Source organism: Pseudoduganella rhizocola (genome assembly GCF_045984285.3).
Classification (GTDB): Bacteria; Pseudomonadota; Gammaproteobacteria; order Burkholderiales; family Burkholderiaceae_D; genus Rugamonas.
The window spans coordinates 284,061-302,794 of sequence record NZ_JBJQIK030000005.1; the positions used below are offsets into that span (position 1 = coordinate 284,061).

The window sequence follows — 18,734 nt, forward strand, 5'->3', positions numbered from 1 at the left end:
AAGCCGATTCTATCAGGCCGCGTCCGGGGCTGCCTGAGGTTCCGCAAGCGGATCGCCGGAGCGGAAGGTGTTGCGGCCGGCCTGCTTTGCTTCATACAGCAGCATGTCGGCGCGGTTCAGCAGTTCGGCGCAGCTGATGTCCTCGTCGGTGTACCAGGTCAGGCCAATGCTGGTGGAGATGCTGACCTTCAGGCCATCGAGGTGGAAAGGGGCCTGCATGGTGGCCACGATCTTGGCCGCCGCCGCCGCCGCATCGTCGCGGCGGGCAATGCGCTCCATGATGATGGTGAATTCGTCCCCGCCAAGGCGGGCCACGGTGTCGGTGCCGCGCATGGCGTGGGTGAGGCGGCCGGAGAAAGCCCGCAGCAGGGCGTCGCCCACGCTGTGGCCGTAGGTGTCATTGACCGGCTTGAAACGGTCGATGTCCATGTACATGACGGCCATGGTGGCGCCGTTCTCGCGGCAGTACTGCATGGTTTCGCTCATCTTCTGCAGGAAGCCGGCGCGGTTCGTCAGCCCGGTGAGCGCGTCCACCTGCGACAGCTTGAGCAGGCGCTGCTTCTCGCGCTTCTGCGCCGTTACATCCTGCCGCATCACGTGGTAGCCGATCACCGTGGCGCCTTCCGCGTCGCTCTGCGGAATGTAGACAACTTCGAAATTGCGCGGCGCCGGGCCGCTGGTATCTTCCTCTTCGAAGGTCAGCGTCTCGCCGTCCAGCGCGCGGCGGATATAGGGCTGGAGGAAGCGGTAGCGTTCTTCGCCCACCACTTCGCGCACCGGATGGCCGGTGGGCGGCTCGCCATGGAAGCTGAATTCGCGCTCGTAGGCCACGTTCTGGAAACGGAACACCTCTTCGAAATCGATATAGGCGATCATTGCCGGCAGCGAGTCGGCGATGGTACGCAGGCGGGCTTCGCTCTCGCGCAGCGCAACCAGCGATTTGCGCACCAGCGTCACGTCGTCCAGCGTGCCCACATAGCCCTGGATCTTGCCGTCCACCATAATCGGCGCGACCTTCATCGACACCCAGACCAGCGTGCCGTCCGGGTGCACGCAGCGTATGGTGTCCTGGAAGGCCTGCTGCGTGCTGCGCAGCTGGTCGAACACATTGCGCATCACTTCGCGGTCGTTCGGATGGATGCTGGCGAGCCAGCCGTCATACATGGCATCGGCGCGCGCGATGCCGGTAATGGTCTCGAAGGTGCGGTTGACGTAGCTGCACTGGCCGAAACGGTCGATGCGGATCAGGCCCAGCGGCGAAGCGTCGTTGACCGCGGCCAGCTCCGCCTCGTTCTGCCGGATGGCCAGTTCCGCCAGTTTGCGCGGCGTGATATTGCGCGTGGTGACGGCCACCCCGTCCGCAATCGCCACGATCTGGTGGCGCAGCCAGCGTTCGCCCGGCAGGTTGCTGGTTTCGAATTCCTCTTCCAGCGGCTGGCCGGTGGCCAGCACCGAAGCGTATTTTTCAATGAAGCCTTCGCCGCGCCACACCGGGGCCAGCTCGCCGATGCGCTTGCCCAGGGCTTCTTCGCGCGGATAGCCCAGCATCTGCGCGCCGCGCTCATTGATGTCCACCAGCGTGAAGTCGACCAGCTTGCCGCCGCTGCGGCAGGCTTTCAGCAGGAAGACCGAATCCAGGCTGGCGTCGGCCGCCGCGCGCAGCTGCTGCTGCGCTTCCAGCGCCAGGCGGCTGCTGTTGCGCAGGCGGCGGCCCTGCTGGAACAGCAGGATGGCGAAGCCCAGCACCAGCAGCGAGGCAACGGCCACGGCCCCGAAATACAGGCTGCGGCGCCGTTCGAAGCGGCCCATCGCATGGTCCGCGTTGATGCCGACCACCGCCACCAGCGCATAGCGCGGCATGTCGCGGAAGCTGTAGGCGCGCTCGATGCCGTCGTAGGGCCGCTTCAGCAGCACTTCTTCCGGCAGCCGCAACTGGTCCGGCGAGGGCACGAAATCGACGGTGTCGCTGATGAACAGCTCCTCGTCCACCCGGCCCATGGAGAGGCCGGTGTCCCGGCTAAGCAGCATGGCCATGCTGCCATCCGCCATGTGCAGGCGGTCGTAGTCTTCAATGAAGATCATGGGATCGACCAGGATCACCACGGCGCCGGCGAACACGCCCTTGCCGTCATCGAGCCGGCGCGAGATCTGGATCTGCCACTTCTTGCTGATCGGGTCCACCGTGGGGTGCGTCACCAGCGCCGTATCGAGCGTGCTCGTGGCGAGGGTGCGGAAGAAGTTCTGGTCGTTGACCTCCGCGGGGAAGGCGCCATGGATGCTGTCCACCAGCTTGCCGTGCGCGCCATACAGCGCGATCGGCAGTTCCAGCTTGGAGGGCATCAGGGAATCGAGCAGGCCATTGCGGCGGGTGAATTCGGGCAGGCGCAGGGCGCCTCCGGTTTCCTCGAACTTCAATTTGAAAAGCTGGGTGGCGTGGTCGGTCTGGCGCAGCAGGTGGCTGGCGTTTTCCGCCATGGTGCGGGCCAGCGCATGGCTATGCAGCACGGCCTCGTAATGGGCGCTCTTGTGCTCCTGGCTTACCTGCCAGGCGACGGCGGCCCACATCGATACCAGCAGCACCAGAGTAAATCCAGGCAGCAGGACCGCCCGATACACTTTTTGCACTACCCGATGGACCGTCATCATTGTGGCGAGCCTTTATAAGTTCCTGGGATGTATTCTGCCTGTAATTGCCGCCCTTGGCACCTTCCTGGACAAGAAAATTGGCGAAACGCCGGGAAAGCGACAGAATCTTTATTAGAATAGCCACGCCCCCTCTTAAAGGATGCCACTTTTGAGCGATTTCCATTTCTCCCTGCCCGCGGCGCGTGCCCTTCACCTGGCCGCGCAGGGCCTGCTGCAGCCGCGCCGCCGCAAGGCGGTGAAGGCAGACGTGCTGGACGCCATCCGCCACCTGGGCGTGCTGCAGATCGACACCATCCATGTGGTGGCGCGCAGCCCCTACCTGGTGTTGTGGAGCCGCCTGGGCGACTACCCGCTGCCTTGGCTGGAGGAGCTGCTGGCCGAGGGCAAGCTGTTCGAATACTGGGCGCATGAAGCCTGCTTCGTCCCGGTCGAGGACTACCGCCTGCTGCGGCACCGCATGCTCAATCCGGGCGCCATGGGCTGGAAGTATTCAGAGCGCTGGATGCGCGAACACAAGGCCGATGTGGAAGCCCTGCTGGAGCATGTGCGGGCCAGGGGGCCGGTGCGTTCCTCGGACTTCGAACGCAAGGACGGCAAGGGCGGCGGCTGGTGGGAATGGAAGCCGGAAAAGCGTACGCTGGAGGTGCTGTTCACGGCGGGCGAACTGATGATCGCGCGCCGCCAGAATTTCCAGCGCGTGTACGACGTCGCCAGCCGCGTGCTGCCGGACTGGGACGACAGCCGGCTGCCGTCGAATGAAGAGACGCAGCGCGAGCTGGCCCTGAAAACGGTACGCGCACTGGGCCTGTCGAAAGCGGCCTGGATTGCAGACTACTACCGGACCCGGCCGCCGCGCCCGCAGCCGGAGCCGCTGGTGGAACAGGGCCTGCTGCTGCGCGGCCGGGTGGAAGGCTGGAAGGAGCCGGTCTATATCCATCCCGACCTGGAGAACCTGGCCCGCATGGCGCAGGACGGGACACTGGTCCCGAGCGCCACCACGCTGCTGTCGCCATTCGACCCCGTGGTCTGGGACCGGCGCCGCGCCCAGGAACTGTTCGGCTTCGACTACCGGCTGGAGTGCTATACGCCTGCCGAGAAGCGGCGTTACGGCTATTTCACGCTGCCCATCCTGCGCCGCGGCGCGCTGGTGGGGCGGGTGGACGCCAAGGCGCACCGCAAGCAAGGCATCTTCGAACTCAAGGCGCTGACGCTGGAACCGGGCGTGAAGACCAGCGAGCGCTTCGTGCGCGACGTGGCCGCCGCCGTGCAGCGCTGCGCCAACTGGCACCAGTGCCCGCAAGTGCAGGTGGTGCGCAGCGAGCCCGCCGCCTTCGCCGCCGCGCTGCAGCCGGTGCTGGATGGGGAGGCGATGGCAGCATGAAGCTCCCGCGCGCACCGCAGCACATTGTGGGGCCGGACGGCATGCCGGCGCTGGGCCGTTTTGCCGGCATGGCGGAAAGCTTCGACTGGGCCTCGCTGGCGCCGCCCCATCTGCGCGGCGCGCTGTGGCGGCGTTTCCATCACAAGAAGTGGCATTACCTGTCGCTCGTGAGCGAGCAGGTGCTGTGCGCCGTCGCCATCGTGGATGTGGGCTGGACCAGCACCTGTTTCGCCTACGCCTTCGACCGTTCGGATGGCGACATGATGGCCAATTTTTCGCAGGACGGCCGCCTGTTCGGCCATTCGGCGAAGATAGCGGACCACGCCGGCGGCAGCAGCAGCTTCACTACCCGCAGCACGAAGATCCGCATCGATGCGCTGGAGGGCGGGCGCTACCGCCTGGCGCTGGCCAGCCCCTGGCTGGAGATCGACGCCGAATTCGGGCCCGCTGCCGCGCCCCTGCTGCTGGCGGCGGGACCGGTAAAAGGCGGCGCTATCCACGCCACGCAGAAATCGCCCGGCATGCCTTTGAGCGGCGAAGTGCGCACCTGGCGCGACGAATATTCGCTGGATGGCGGCGTGGCCAGCTTCGATTATTCGAACGGCCTGCTGGCGCGCGAAACCTCATGGAAGTGGGCCTCGGCGCACAGCCTCGATCTCGGTTTCAACCTGCAGTCCGGCTATTTCGGCGGCCACGAGAACGCGCTGTGGCTGGACGGCGAGCTGGTTCCGCTGGCGCCCGCGCACTTCATCCATGACCTGAAAGACCCGCTCGAGCCCTGGCACATCTTCACGGAAGACGACCAGCTGGACCTGGTCTTCACGCCCGAAACCGCACGCCGCCAGGACCGCAGGATGGTGGTGGCGGCCAGCCGCTATGTGCAGCCGGTCGGCACGTTCAGCGGCTGGGTGCGCGAGACGCCGGAAGCCCCGCGCCGCATCGTGACCGGGCTGGCCGGCGTGACGGAAGACCACTACTCGCGCTGGTGACAAGGCCATGACCATCCGCCACCTGGATAAACTGTTCGAACCGCGCACGGTCGCGGTGATCGGCGCTTCCCAGGCTGCGGGACGCATCGGCACCACGGTCCTGAACAATATGGCGGGCAGCGGTTTTGCGGGCGCGCTGTGGCCGGTCAATCCCAAGTACGAGGAACTGCTGGGCATTCCCTGCTACAGCCGCGTGAGCGCCTTGCCGGCCGCGCCGGACCTCGCCGTAATCTGCACCCCGCCCGATACGGTGCCGGGACTGATCGCCGACCTCGGTGCACGCGGCACGCGGGCCGCCGTGGTGCTCACGGCGCTGCCGCCCGCCACGCGCACTGCCATGCTGAAGGCGGCCAGGCCGCACCTGCTGCGGATTCTGGGGCCGGGCGGCATCGGCCTCGTATCGCCGCTGGCAGGCGTGAATGCCAGCGTGGCCCATGTGGGAGCGAAGGCCGGCCACACGGCCTTCATTTCGCAGTCCGGCATGCTGATGACGGCGGTGCTGGATTATGCGCGCCTGCATAACATCGGCTTCTCGCGCGTGGTGTCTTTGGGCGAGGGCGGCGATATCGACCTGGGCGACCTGCTGGACTTCCTCGCGGGCGACGCCGATACAAGCGCCATCATCATGCACATGGAGTCCGTGGTCTGTGCACGCAAATTCATGTCGGCCGCGCGGCTGGCGGCGCGCGGCAAGCCGGTGGTGGTGCTCAAGTCGGGACGGGATGGCGGCGACCGCGTGGTCGACGCCGCGATCCGGCGCGCGGGCATGCTGCGCGTGCTGTCTTCGGCCGACCTGTTCGATGCGGTGGAGACGGTGGCCCGCGCCCGGCCCCTGCGCGGCGAACGCCTGGCGGTGATGAGCAATGGCACCAGCCTCGGTTTGCTGGCCAGCGACGCGCTGGCCGCCATCGGCGGCAAGCTGGCCGAATTCTCGCCTGCGACATTGAAGCAGCTGAAGCCCCACCTGCCGCCGGGCGGCGTGGCGGGCAACCCGCTCGATATCGGCGTGGCGGCGGACGCTGAGCGGCATGCGGCCGCGCTGCAGATCCTGCTCGATGCGCCGGAGGCGGACGCGCTGCTGCTGATTCATGCGCCCACATCCTCCGCAGGCAGCACCGAGGTGGCGCAGCGCCTCGCGCCGATGCTGGCGCAGACCCAGCGCAGCGTGCTGTCCTGCTGGCTGGGCGGCAGCGGCGTGGCCCATGCGCGCGCCGTGTTCGCGCGGGCGGGGCTGCCGGCCTACGACACGCCGGAAAAGGCGGTGCGCGCCTTCCGCCAGATCGTGCAATACCACCGCAACCAGGCCTTGCTGATCGAGGTGCCGGCGCAGGCGCCGCTGGCGCAGCGCCCGGAGCGCCAGGCGGCACGCAGCATCGTGGCTGCGGCGCTGGCCGCGCGGCGCAATATGCTCACGGACGATGAGAGCCAGGCGGTACTTGGCGCCTACGGCATCGCGCTCGCCGCGGCGCCGGATCCGCAGGCCGCCGCGTCCGGCAGCCGCGCCGTGCCCACGCCGCCCGGCACATCCGCCGCATCCGCTGCGCCGGATGCGCTGGCGCTGCGCATCGCCATGGAAGCCGATCCGGTCTTCGGTCCCGTCATCGCGTTCGGCCTGGCAGGCGATGCCGGCCGCGTGCTGGACGACGGCGCCGTGGGCCTGCCGCCGCTGAACATGGTGCTGGCGCGCGACATCGTGCGCCGCTCCCGCGCCGGCAAGCTGCTGGCGCATGATTCGGACGCCATTTGCCATGCGCTGGTGGCCGTCTCCGAGCTGGTTGCCGACCTGCCGGAAATTGCGAGCCTCGGCATCGAGCCCATCACCGTCGCCGGCAGTGCCGTGCAGGCGCGCGCGGCCGGCATCGCCATCGGCCCGCCGCGGCCCGAGCAGGCGATGGCGATCCGCCCCTATCCGCAGGAGCTGGAAGAGACAGCCGGCTGGAAGCAGGGCACGCTGCTGCTGCGCCCGATCCGGCCGGAGGATGCCGCCGCCCATGTGCGCTTCTTCGCCGCCGTGCATCCGGACGACGTGCGCCTGCGCTTCTTTACCGCGATGAAGGAGCTGCCGCCGGCCCAGCTGGCCCGCCTGACCCAGATCGACTACGACCGCGCCATGGCATTTATTGCAACACGCGACGGCGCGCACGGCGAGCCGGAAACCCTGGGCGTGGTGCGCGCTGTCGCCGATCCTGACAACCAGCGCGCCGAATTCGCCATCCTGATCCGTTCAGACCTGAAAGGACAGGGCCTGGGAAGTATTCTGTTCGGAAAACTTGTTCAGTATCTGCGCAGCCGGGGTACGCATTATCTGACCGGGGAAGCGCTGGCCGAAAACACCGGCGTGCAGCAGCTGGTGCGGCGTTTTGGCGGCACCGTGAGCGCCTCGGCCGAAGCCGGCATGGTCGATCTTCTGCTTGATTTGCAGGCGAAATCATCCTAACTTGGTAGGACTCCGCCGAGGTTTCAGCCTTGAGCAAAGTCAAAGTGGCCTTGTCGGGCGTCTTTACACTTGAACTTCCTTTTCGCCGTAGTGTCATCCGGGAGTCAGAATGTTAACGGCCACTTACACGCTGGTTGCGCTGTCCGTTGAGCAGGCAAGTGTGCGTCTCAGCCTTCAATCCTTTCAAAAGAGTATCCAGTCCATGGTCACGCGCCAGCAGACGTTGACGCTGTCCCAGCTCGAGCAGGCTTGCGAGATGCTGGAACAGCTGTACCAGGCCTGCAACTGGCGCAAGGTCGAGCTTTACCTCATTCCCGCCGTGCGCCAGGCCACCGAAAGGGCCGACCGGCTGCTGGAGGAGCTGGGCCGCCTGAACCAGAGCGCGCTGGCCCTGATCCGCCGCGTGAAGGCCCAGGTGGAGGCCATCGGCGCCAGCGGGCAGGCCCAGGCTGCCGCCATTGGCGAGGCCATCGACGCGTTCTGCCAGGCCATGCTGAAGCGGCTGGAGAAAGAGGAACAGGAACTGTTCGGCATTGCCCGCACCGTGATCGGCGGCGAGGCCTGGTTCAATATCGCGAACCAGCTGCTGACCCATGACGCCGAAGTGGCGGAGGCGCGCCGCGCGGCGCAGCCCGGCCAGCCGTCCCGCGCCGCCGAGCCCATCGCCTTGCTGCCCCGTTCGGCCCCGGCCGCCGGCGCCATCCAGGCCATGGACATCCGCGTGCCCGACCTGCATTTCCGCCGCCGCCATCGTTCGCTGCAGCGTGCTGCGGCCGAATAGCCTGTCTGCCGCCGCGAAAAACGGCGCTGCGCTATGATGGTGGTTTTGATCCATCCATAGCCCATCATGTTCGAATTCCTCCGCAAACGACCTGGCGATCCTTCCGGCACGGAAGGGGAGGCCGAACAGCCCGCCGCCCATGAGGCTGGCGCGGATGCGGCGGCCCGGCGTGCCCTGCAGGTAGAGCAGGCCCATGCGCTGGCCGGGAACGAGCCTGCCGCGCTGGAGCTCATTTTCAACAGCGAATTCGCCGATGTCCGGCTGGCCGCGGCCGAACACATACAGTCGCAGGAGGCGCTGCAGGCCGTGCAGCAGGCGGTGCGCAACTCGGACCGCCGGGTGGCCAAGCTGGTGCAGGGGCGGCTGGACGCGATCCGCCATCAGCAGGCCGAACAGCGCCAGGCGGAACACACGATTACCGTCGCGCAAAAAATGTTACAGGACGAGAAGCTCGCGCCCAACCACGTTGCCGACCTGGACCGTCAGTGGAAGGTCATTGCCGCGCCGCCGGAACTGGCGGCGCAGTTCGGCGAACTGCGTGCCGCGCTGGCGGCCCGGCTGGAAGCCCAGGTAGCCCTGCAGCGCCAGATGATCGACGCGCTGGGCCAGCTGCGCCGGCTGGCGCCGGGGGAGGGCGCCGACGCGGAATTCACGCGTATCGCAGAGGAACACGCGGCCCGCCTCGCCTCGGCCGAGCGCGCCTCGCTGCCGCGCCACCTGCTGAACGATTTCACGCAGGCGCTGGACGCTGCCCAGGCCCGGCTGGCCCGGCCGGCGGAAGCGCCGGCGGCGGCGGTGGCCGAACCTGCCCCCGCGGCCGAGGTGTCCGCGCCCGAACCCGCAGCGCGCCCGCCGCGCGAACGCAACAAGGCCTCGCCTGCGGACAAGGAAGCCAACCAGCGCTTCATGGCCATGGTGGACCAGATGGAGGCGGCGCTGAACCAGGGCCAGCTGCACATTGCGGCCGATATCGACAAGACCCTGAAAGAGACCCGCACCGGCCGCCTGAGCCCGCAGCAGGCGGACCGCCTGAGCCATGTGCGTGCCGAACTGAAGCGGCTGGGCGACTGGGCGCGCTGGAGCGGCAATGTGTCGCGCGAGGAAATGGTGCATGCCGTCGAGCAGCTGCCCGCACAGCAGCTGCCGATGAGCGAACTGGCGCGCAAGGTGGGCAGCATGCGCGAACGCTGGAAGGCGCTGGATGGGGTGTCCGGGCCGGCGCCCAAGAGCCTGTGGGAGAAATTCGATGCGGCCTGCACCGCCGCCTATGCGCCCGCCGCCGCCCACTTCAAGCACCTGGCCGAAGAACGGCACGGCAATGCGGCCAGGGCGCAGGCCCTGGTCGATGAGGTGCAGGCCCTGATCGCGGCCAACCCGGCGGCCCGCGAGGACTGGCGCGGCATCGCCTCGGCTTCGCAGCGCCTGCGCCAAGCCTGGAGCCGCCTTGGCACCATCGACCGCAAGGAAAAGAAAAAGCTGGATACCGCTTTCGGCAAGGCCATGGAAACGCTGATGGCGCCGCTGGAAGAACAGCGCAAGATCGAAGTGGCGCGGCGCGAGCAGCTGATCGAAGAGGTCGGCAAGCTCAATCCGGCCGAGCGCCACACGGTGGATACGCTGCGCGGCCTGCAGCAGAGCTGGCAGACCCACGCCAAGGCGCTGCCGCTGGAGCGCAAGTCCGAGCAGGCCCTGTGGCAGAAATTCCGCGCCGCCTGCGACGCGGTGTTCGCCCAGCGCAAGGAATCGGCGCACGCCGCCGACCATGAGCGCAAGGCCCACCTGCATGCGCGCGAAGCCATCTGCGCCGGCCTGGAGAGCGCCAGCTTCGAGGGCGATGACAAGGCCGTGCAGGCCGCCATCGGCAAGGCGCTGCGCGATGCCGCCAGCGCCTGGCAGGCGTCCGGCACGGTGCCGCGCGCCGCCGAGCAGCGCATCGAACAGCGCTACAAGGCCGCCGTCGCGGGCCTGCATGCGCAGGCCGACGCCATCCGCAAACGCGCCGGCGCGGCGCAGGCCAATGCCATGCGCGACAAGCTGCGGCTCACGCAGGCGCTGGAGCATGCCATTGCGGCGCCGGAGGCCATCGACGCGCAGGACTGGGCCGCGCGCTGGCAGGCGCTGCCGGCGCTGGCCGCCGACTACGAGCGCGCGCTGCGCAGCCGTTTCGACGCGGCCCTGAAAGCGGCGGCAGGCGAGGCCAGCGAACGGGCGGCCTATGCCGGCGAGCTGGAAGCGAACCGCTCACGCCTGCTGTCCGAAGTGCTGCGCCTGGAAATTGTGGCCGGCATCGACAGCGGCGCCGAGTTCGCGCGCGACCGCCTCAAGATGCAGGTCGAGGTGCTGCAGAGCTCCCTCAAGTCGGGCCAGAAACCGGCCAGCCAGGCCACCCAGTTCCAGCAGCTGTGCGCCATGCCGGCCCTGGTGGATGACCGCACCGCCAGCCGTATCGAGCAGCTGTTCCGCCGCATTGGCGCATCGGAGGGCAAATGAACCGTGTACGGATCCAGGAAGCCGACTTCGACCTCTCGCAAGAGGTGGCCCAATTGCGCGCCGGGCGAGGCAAGGTTGGCGCTATTGTGAGCTTCGTCGGCACCGTGCGTGATTTGAACGATGGCGCCGACGTGGCGGAACTGGAGCTGGAGCACTATCCCGGCATGACGGAGCAGGCCATCGAGGCCATCATCGTGCAGGCGGAGAAGCGCTGGCCCATCATGGGCGCCCGGGTCATACACCGTGTCGGTCCGCTCAAGCCGCTGGACCAGATCGTTCTGGTGGCCGTGACCTCGGCCCACCGCGGCGAAGCGTTCGCGGCCTGCGAGTTCATCATGGACTACCTGAAGACCGAGGCCCCGTTCTGGAAAAAAGAGCAGATCCCCGGAGGCCGGCGCTGGGTTGATGCCCGCAGCAGCGATGATGCCGCCCTGAAGAAATGGGAGTAGATTTGTGACGACGCTCACAAATTCCTCTTGAAATGTGGCCGCGCATCCATATTTGTCGGTAAGATAAATTCGGGAGGCAGCGATGCGCCAAGATAAGCTCACAACGAAACTGCAGGAAGCACTCGCCGACGCCCAGAGCCTGGCCGTCGGCAACGACAACCCCTATATCGAACCGCTGCACCTGCTGTTGGCCCTGATGAACCAGGACGACGGCGGGGCGCGCTCGCTGATGCAGCGCGCCGGTGTCAATATCAGCGGCCTCAGCAACGCGCTGAAGGCGGGCCTCGAGCGCCTGCCCAAGGTGTCCGGCACCGCCGGCAATGTGCAGGTGAGCCGCGAATTCGTGGCCATGCTGAACCTGGCCGACAAGGAAGCGCAGAAGCGCAACGACCAGTTCGTGTCCAGCGAGATGGTGCTGCTGGCGCTGACCGACGACAAGTCGGACGCAGGCCGCCTGGCGCGCGAGAACGGCCTCACCCGCAAGTCGCTGGAAGCGGCCATCGATACCGTCCGCGGCGGCAACAAGGTGGATTCGGCCGAAGCCGAAGGCCAGCGCGAGGCCCTGAAAAAATACACGCTGGACCTGACCGAGCGGGCCCGCATGGGCAAGCTCGACCCGGTGATCGGCCGCGACGACGAGATCCGCCGCGCGATCCAGGTGCTGCAGCGCCGTACCAAGAACAATCCGGTGCTGATCGGCGAACCGGGCGTGGGCAAGACCGCCATCGTGGAAGGACTGGCCCAGCGCATCGTCAACAACGAGGTGCCGGACTCGCTGCGCGGCAAGCGCGTGCTGTCGCTGGACATGGCGGCCCTGCTGGCGGGCGCCAAGTTCCGCGGCGAATTCGAGGAACGCCTGAAGTCGGTGCTGAACGAGCTGGCCAAGGACGAAGGCCAGACCATCGTCTTCATCGACGAACTGCACACCATGGTGGGCGCGGGCAAGGCCGAAGGCGCCATGGATGCGGGCAATATGCTGAAGCCTGCGCTGGCGCGCGGCGAGCTGCATTGCCTGGGCGCCACCACGCTGGACGAATACCGCAAATACATCGAGAAGGACGCCGCGCTGGAGCGCCGCTTCCAGAAGATCCTGGTGGACGAGCCGAGCGTGGAAGCCACCATCGCCATCCTGCGCGGCCTGCAGGACAAGTATGAGCTGCACCACAAGGTGGAGATCACCGACCCGGCGATCATCGCGGCGGCCGAGCTGTCGCACCGCTATATCACGGACCGCTTCCTGCCCGACAAGGCGATTGACCTGATCGACGAAGCGGCTTCGAAGATCAAGATCGAGATCGATTCCAAGCCGGAGGTGATGGACAAGCTGGAGCGCCGCCTGATCCAGCTGAAGATCGAGAAGGAAGCCGTCAAGAAGGAAAAGGACGAGGCTTCGCGCCGCCGCCTGGACCTGATCGACGAAGAGATCGCGAAGCTGCAGCGCGAGTACAACGACTATGAGGAAGTGCTGAAGGCCGAGAAGGCCAATGTGCAGGGCACCACCCATATCAAGGAAGAGATCGAGCGTATCCGCCTGCAGATGGAGGAAGCCACGCGCGCCTCCAACTGGCAGCGCGTATCCGAGCTGCAGTATGGCCGCCTGCCGGAGCTGGAGGCGCAGCTGAAGCAGGCCGAAACCCACGGCGCCGGCGAGGACGACGGCAAGCCGAAGCTGCTGCGCACCCAGGTGGGCGCCGAGGAAATCGCGGAAGTGGTGTCGCGCGCCACCGGCATTCCCGTGTCGCGCATGATGCAGGGCGAACGCGACAAGCTGCTGCACATCGAGGAGAAGCTGCACGAGCGCGTGGTGGGGCAGGATGAGGCGATCAACGCGGTGGCCGACGCCATCCGCCGTTCGCGCGCGGGCCTGTCCGATCCGAACCGCCCGTATGGCTCCTTCATGTTCCTGGGCCCGACCGGCGTCGGCAAGACGGAGCTGAGCAAGGCGCTGGCGGCCTTCCTGTTCGATACGGAGGATTCGCTGATCCGCATCGACATGAGCGAGTTCATGGAAAAGCATTCGGTGGCCCGCCTGATCGGCGCGCCGCCCGGCTATGTGGGCTACGACGAAGGCGGCTACCTGACGGAAGCCGTGCGCCGCAAGCCTTATAGCGTGATCCTGCTGGACGAGGTGGAGAAGGCGCACCACGACGTGTTCAATGTGCTGCTGCAGGTGCTGGACGACGGCCGCATGACCGATGGCCAGGGCCGCACGGTGGACTTCAAGAACACGGTGATCATCATGACTTCCAACCTCGGCTCGCACAAGATCCAGTCGATGGACGAGTCCGACCCGGCGGTGGTGAAGCTGGCGGTGATGGCCGAAGTGCGGTCGCACTTCCGTCCCGAGTTCATCAACCGCATCGATGAAATCGTGGTGTTCCATGGCCTGGACGACAAGAACATCGGCTCGATCGCGAAGATCCAGCTGAAGATCCTGGAAGACCGCCTGAAGCGCATGGACATGGACGTGGACATCAGCGAGGCGGCGCTGCAGAAGATTGCGGAAGCCGGCTACGATCCGGTGTATGGGGCCCGCCCGCTGAAGCGCGCCATCCAGCAGCAGATCGAGAACCCGCTCTCCAAGCTGATCCTGGAAGGGCGTTTCGGTCCCAAGGACACCATCCACATCGACGCGCGCAATGGTTCGCTGGTATTCGGCGCCGACGGCAAAGAGGAATTCGTGCAGCGCTAAGCGAACCGGGTGGCCGATTCAGGCCGCAGTATCGCGCCGCCGTGCTCTCCGGAGTACGGCGGCGTTTTCCATTCTGGCCAGCAGCTGCGTGGCCGCCTGCAGGTCGGCCGTGCCGAAGCCTTCGCTGAAACGCGCCAGCACGCCGTCCAGCAGTTCGCAGGCCGCTTCGGTGCTGCCTTCGCGGTGCCACAGGGCGGACAGCGAAGTGGCGCAGCGCAGTTCCCAGGCCAGGGCGCCCTGGCTGCGCGCCAGGTCCAGCGCCTGCCGGTACAGGTGGCCGGCGCGGCGCGCGGCGCCGGTCTGGCCGTCGGCCAGCGCGGCATCGCCCTGCAGGCGCAGCACTTCGGGCGCGCACCAGCCGGCCTGGCCGGCTTCCACCCGGCCCACGGTTTCCGCATCCAGATAGCGCCCGTCGAGGGTGAGCAGGGTTTCGATCTGGGGCCCGCGGCGCGGACTGTGGTGCTGCGGCCCCGCTGCGGGAGACTGTCTTGCCAGCAGCGCTTCGTAGCGCTCGCCCCAGGCATTCCAGTAGGGATGCGAACGTTCCGCATTCAGCTCGGCCAGCGCGCGCAGTGCCGCCGCCGCGCCTGCGAGCTCGCCGTTCCACCAGGCGACAGGGAAGGCGGCGGCGGTCAGCGCATAGCATTCGGAGATGCGGTCGCCGGTGTGGCGGGCACGCGCCACGGCGGCATCGGCAAGCTGCTGCGCGTGTTCCGGATAGCCCTGCAGCCAGCGTGCGCGCGCCAGCACCACGCCTGCGGCCACATACTGGTCGTAGTGCACGGCGCTGGCCCGCGTGCGGCGCTGTGCGGACTGGCGCTGGTGCATCACCTGCTGCGCCAGGCGTTCGGCGCCGCGCTGGTCGCCGGACAGGTGCAGCGACATCGCCGTGACGCGGTCATGCACCAGCTGCGCATCGCGCGAGCCGGCATAGCGGATGCCGGCCTGGAAGCGTTCGCCCAGCTGCAGCGCCGCCGCATAGTCGCCCGCCATCACGAAGCCGGAGCACAGGCCGGAGAAGGCCAGCGCAAGCTGGTGCAGGTCGCCATTGGCTTCGGCAATTGCAAAAGCGCGCGCGAAGGCGGCTGCCGAAGCATCGCCGCCATGCAGGTGGAACAGGGCATTGCCCAGCGCGCTGCACAGCTTCATCTCGGTCAGGGGATCGCTGTCCGCGCCTTGCGCGACGCGCTCCAGGGCCTGCTCAAGCCACTGCCGCTGTTCGTCCAGCAGCAGCATTTCCACCCACAGCAGGCCGGAGGCCAGCAGCAGCGCCATGCCTGCGTTCGCATCGCCCTGCGGCCCGAAGCACCAGGCCAGCGCACTGCGCACGTTCGGCAGCATGGGCGCATGGCGCTTGCGCCAGACGTCGGCGGGCTGGCATTGCCAGTCCGCTTCGAGCTGCGCCAGCTGCGTGATGCAGGCCTGCGCGTATTGCGCGTGGGCGGCCTGCGCCTGCGCTTCGTCCATGGCCAGCTGCTGGCGGCCATACAGGGCCACGGTATCGGGCAGGCCGCACACCAGCGTGTCGCCGCCCTTGCAGGTGTAGAGCAGGGAGCGCGCGCTCAAGCTGACGATGGCGTCTTCGATGGCGCCGGCGGACAGGCCGGCGCCCTGCATGGCAGCGCAGGCCATCGGCATGTCGAAGGGGCTGCGCCACAGGGAAAGCCGCTGCAGCACGCGCTGCTCGGCGGCCGTCAGCGTGCGGTAGCTCCAGTCCAGCGAGGCGAGCAGGCTTTGCTGGCGCGGCGGGGCCGTGCGGCGGCCGCGGTTCAGCAGCTGGAAGCGCTCGTCCAGCCTGGCGGCCATTTCCTGCACGCTGAACAGGTCCACCCTTGCCGCCGCCAGTTCAAGGGCCAGCGGCAGTCCATCGAGCGCGCTGCACAGCTGCAGCAGCGGCGCCACGTCTTCATCGCGCAGCACAAAGCCGTTGCGCACTGCGCCGGCCCGTTCCGCAAACAGGGCGACGGCAGGCCAGCGCAGCGCATCGTGCGCCGTAGTGATGGTGCGCGGCGGCAGCTGCAGGCCCGGCAGGCGGTGCACCCACTCGTCCGCCGCGCGCAGCGCTTCGCGGCTGGTGGCGAGAATGCGCAGCTGCGGCGCGTGCTGCAAGGCCTGCTCGGCGAACGCCGCCGCGCTGTCGATCACATGTTCGCAGTTGTCGAGGATGAGCAGCAGGGAGCGTTCCCGCAGGTGCTGCAGCACGGCCGGCAAGGGCTGCACGCCGAGGCCGAGCGCCAGCGCGACGGCGGGCACCAGGCGGCCCGGCGTGGTGACAGTGGAGAGGTCGGCGAAGCAGAAGGGCAGGCGGTTTGCCAGTGCGTGGGCGGCCGCCAGCGCAAGCGCCGTCTTGCCTGCGCCGCCGGCGCCCACCAGCGACACCAGGCGGTGCTCCTGCAGCTGCGCTTCGAGCTGCGCCAGCGCTTCGCCGCGTCCCGCCAGCGTGCTGACGGTAATCGGCCAGCCAGCGCGCGCCGCAGGCAGGCTGGCAGCCTGGCGGCGCTGCACCGGGGCGATGAAGCAATAGCCGCGTCCCGCCACGTTTTCGATATAGCGCTGTTGCTGCCCGCAGCGCAGCACCTTGCGCAGGGCTGCCACGTGCACGCGCAGGTTGGCTTCTTCCACCACGGTATCCGGCCACACGCGCGCCATCAGTTCGGCCTTGCCAATGGTTTCGCCGGCCCTTTCCAGCAGGGCAGCCAGGATGTCGAAAGCGCGTGAGCCGAGCTTGAGCGGCTGGTCGCCTTCCAGCAGCACGCGCTGGAAGGGGAGCAGGCGGAACGAGCCAAATGACACGCAATGCTCTGACGACTCGTTTTGCGGGAGTGTCATGCCGTGATCTCTCTCAGTGGATCTGTGCGTGTTGCTGTTTTGATTGGCCCGATTCTATCCCTGGAATATTACAGGAGGCTGACGCCAGGAAAACGTTTTACGGCAGATCGCGCTCCGCGAAATCTTCCACTTCGTACTGGTCCAGGAAACGCTCCGGCGGCCGGCCGGCGCCGAAGCGGATGCTGGCCAGGCCGTCCATCTGCTCGATCACGCGCCGCACATAGGCGCCCAGCGACTGGCGCGTGGTGCATTTCTGGCGCATCGGATAGAGGCCGCTCAGCTCGAAACCGTCGAGATAGACGATCTCGAACTCGCAGGCAGGCTGGTCGCGCTTGCCAGTTGCCCAGGATTTGAGCAGGCGGTCGGCGGCAACGAAGGAGCCCAGCACGGCCATGGTGTGGGCCGCGCTCTGGCGGATGCGGATTTTTGCGACGCCAACCTTTTCGCCGCTGCACAAGGCCGGCGTATGAAGCTGGGGAACGCGCTGCGGTAGGCACATGGTGGTCATGATCGGTCTCGCCCTATGGTGACGTTTCTGATTGTAGAAGTCGGCACTGCCTGCTAGCGAATTAATCCTTGTAAAGCCTTGTTAACTGCGGTGGAAGGTTCTGGAAAAACACCGGGCGCTGCAGGCGCGCGATGGCCTCGGCGGCGGTGGCCGGGGTCTGGCCTGGGGCGGCGCTGAAGCTGTTGATGGCCACATGGGCCGTCATGCGCTCCAGCAAGGGCAGCAGGCGGGCGGCCAGCGCCAGGTCCGCCGCATCGCCGTCGCGCAGGTGCAGGGCGGCCATGGGCTGGCGCCGCAGGATGCGCGCCACCGCCAGCATCTGCCCGGCGTCCGCGCAGCGCAGCAGCAGGCCGGCGGGGCCCGGGCGCTCCTCGGCCAGCTGCGGGGAGCCGAGCAGGGCGCCGGCTTCCGCTTCCGCAAACATGGCACGGGCGCCGGAAGGCGCATCGGCCGGTTCCGCGCCTTGCGCCAGCAGGTCCACCTGCGCATCGTTCAGCAGGCGGTCGACGCTGCCCCGGTGGTAGCAGCTGATGCTGTAGTTCGCCATCGGCACCGGCGGCATGGCCGCTACCGTATCCATGATGGCTTCGCGCAGGTCGATGAAGCCGGGACCGTCGATTGCCACCACCATGCCGGTTTTATGGGCCTGGTGCAGGCCGGGCGGCATGAACTGGCGCAGCAGCTGCTGGCCCAGGTGCTCGGCGCGCGCATTCAGCGCGGCCGGCAGGATGAAAACGGGATTGCTGCCGGGGAGCTGGCCCAGTACGGGAATCGGGTCGGCGCGCTCTAGCACCGCGTGCTGGTAGCGCAGGCCGTCGAAGCGGCTGCCGTCATACAGCGCGCCGCGGATGGCGGGATGCGCCAGCAGGGTTTCCGCGCTGCCGGGATGGTCGTCCAGCATCTGGTACAGGCCGGCGGGCAGGCCGCAGTCGGCCAGCGCATGCTGCACCAGTCCGCCGACCAGGGCGCTGCAGCGGGGATGCAGGTGGTGGCGCAGCGTCACCACGGCGCAGCCCGCCGCCAGGGCGGCCACGATCTGGCTGCCGGCTGCCGCATACAGCGGCGTAAGGCAGCCATTGCCGAGGGCGGCGACGGCGCCGAGGGCGGCTTTGCGCACCGGGATCCCGGCTGCCGCGTCCGGCGTGCGCAGCACGGCCGCGAAAGCCGCCAGTTCCGCAAGCGCGGCGCTATGTTCCGCGTCGGCCGCCGCAGCGCTGCAGCCGGTATCGGCCATGGCCAGGCGGCGGATCGCGCCGCGCTCCTGCTCCAGGCGCAGGGCGATGCTGTCCAGCAGGCCGGCGCGCTGCGCCGCCGCGCCATGGGCCATCGCTTCGGCGGCCTGGGCTGCGGCATTGCAGGCCCGCTCCAGCGCCAGCCGCGCCTGGCCGGCCAGCGGCGCCGGCACCGGGCGGGCGTGGTGCGGAACGTACACTGCCTGTCCGCTTGTTGACTGTTGCTGCATAATGGTTGGCAACCTGCTGTCACAGGTGATTAATTGTTGTAAATCGCGTTGTAAACCGCATCAAGCGCGC

Annotated in this window: 11 protein-coding genes; 7 read left to right on the plus strand and 4 right to left on the minus strand. The window is 67.8% G+C overall.

The genetic code is table 11. From position 1 onward, the window contains the following. Positions 1–12: 12 nt before the first annotated feature. Complete coding sequence (locus tag ACJRPG_RS14325) at positions 13–2,646, minus strand: diguanylate cyclase domain-containing protein (protein ID WP_408000761.1); 2,634 nt, start codon at positions 2,644–2,646, stop codon at positions 13–15. 148 nt (positions 2,647–2,794) lie between these two features. On the opposite strand from ACJRPG_RS14325, the gene ACJRPG_RS14330 reads away from it, so the two are divergent. From ACJRPG_RS14330 to clpB, 7 genes are all read left to right on the plus strand, one after another. Next, entirely contained in the window at positions 2,795–4,027 is a 1,233-nt protein-coding gene (locus ACJRPG_RS14330) for a winged helix-turn-helix domain-containing protein (RefSeq protein ID WP_408000762.1), read from the plus strand. Continuing rightward, complete coding sequence (locus ACJRPG_RS14335) at positions 4,024–5,016, plus strand: DUF2804 domain-containing protein (protein WP_408000763.1); 993 nt, start codon at positions 4,024–4,026, stop codon at positions 5,014–5,016. The genes ACJRPG_RS14330 and ACJRPG_RS14335 overlap by 4 nt, the downstream gene beginning before the upstream one ends. A gap of 7 nt (positions 5,017–5,023) precedes the next feature. Next, positions 5,024–7,453, plus strand: coding sequence for a bifunctional acetate--CoA ligase family protein/GNAT family N-acetyltransferase (locus ACJRPG_RS14340; RefSeq protein WP_408000764.1), 2,430 nt, complete (start codon positions 5,024–5,026; stop codon positions 7,451–7,453). Between the two features lie 109 nt (positions 7,454–7,562). Beyond that, positions 7,563–8,234, plus strand: a complete 672-nt coding sequence (locus tag ACJRPG_RS14345) for a hypothetical protein (RefSeq protein WP_408000765.1) — start codon at positions 7,563–7,565, stop codon at positions 8,232–8,234. A gap of 66 nt (positions 8,235–8,300) precedes the next feature. Then, entirely contained in the window at positions 8,301–10,724 is a 2,424-nt protein-coding gene (locus tag ACJRPG_RS14350) for a DUF349 domain-containing protein (RefSeq protein WP_408000766.1), read from the plus strand. Next, positions 10,721–11,173, plus strand: a complete 453-nt coding sequence (gene moaE, locus ACJRPG_RS14355) for a molybdopterin synthase catalytic subunit MoaE (RefSeq protein ID WP_408000767.1) — start codon at positions 10,721–10,723, stop codon at positions 11,171–11,173. The genes ACJRPG_RS14350 and moaE overlap by 4 nt, the downstream gene beginning before the upstream one ends. Before the next feature lie 82 nt (positions 11,174–11,255). After that, positions 11,256–13,865, plus strand: coding sequence for an ATP-dependent chaperone ClpB (gene clpB, locus ACJRPG_RS14360; RefSeq protein WP_408000768.1), 2,610 nt, complete (start codon positions 11,256–11,258; stop codon positions 13,863–13,865). 18 nt (positions 13,866–13,883) lie between these two features. Here clpB and ACJRPG_RS14365 read toward each other — a convergent pair whose 3' ends face one another. The 3 genes from ACJRPG_RS14365 to ACJRPG_RS14375 all read right to left on the minus strand — a co-directional run bounded on the left by ACJRPG_RS14365 (position 13,884) and on the right by ACJRPG_RS14375 (position 18,634). Beyond that, the gene (locus ACJRPG_RS14365; protein WP_408000769.1) at positions 13,884–16,658 is read right to left on the minus strand and encodes an ATP-binding protein; all 2,775 of its coding nucleotides are present in this window, start codon (positions 16,656–16,658) and stop codon (positions 13,884–13,886) included. Between the two features lie 133 nt (positions 16,659–16,791). Then, positions 16,792–17,202, minus strand: coding sequence for a hypothetical protein (locus ACJRPG_RS14370; protein WP_408000770.1), 411 nt, complete (start codon positions 17,200–17,202; stop codon positions 16,792–16,794). Between the two features lie 61 nt (positions 17,203–17,263). Beyond that, positions 17,264–18,634 (minus strand): aldehyde dehydrogenase family protein, encoded by a 1,371-nt coding sequence (locus tag ACJRPG_RS14375; RefSeq protein WP_408000771.1) that lies wholly within the window; start codon positions 18,632–18,634, stop codon positions 17,264–17,266. Positions 18,635–18,734 lie beyond the last annotated feature (100 nt).